This window comes from Myxococcus xanthus (assembly GCF_013116825.1).
Lineage (GTDB): Bacteria > Myxococcota > Myxococcia > Myxococcales > Myxococcaceae > Myxococcus > Myxococcus xanthus_B.
On the sequence record NZ_JABFNS010000364.1, the window covers coordinates 1 to 392 of the forward strand.

The window sequence follows — 392 nt, forward strand, 5'->3', positions numbered from 1 at the left end:
GCCGATGCCCTGCACGGCAACCGAGCCACGGCCCAGGCGATCCGCGCGCGCGGCGGCGCTTATGCCCTGGTCATCAAGGGCAATCGCGGACCGCTGCATCGGGCCGCCCAGGACCTGTTCGCGACCCCCGACCCGGCCGAGGCCGCGCTGGCCTGGCTGATGGGCAGCTACCGCTTCGGCCGGTACCGGACCGCCGGGGGGACGAAGGCGCGGCTGGCGGCGCCGGCCGGGATCGACGGGGCCGAGGTCGAGCGGGTCGCCGCCGCGGTGGCGATGGGCCGCGACCTGATCAACACCCCCGCCAACGATCTCGGGCCCGCCGAGATCGAGGCCGCCGCCCGGGCGCTGGCCGAGCGCCACGGGGCGTCGATCGAGGTCACGCAGGGCGAGGC

1 pseudogene is annotated in these 392 nt (G+C 77.0%); it reads left to right on the plus strand.

Annotated features, from left to right (window positions below):
• Positions 1–392: pseudogene (locus HNV26_RS37745) on the plus strand (hypothetical protein); the annotation flags it as partial.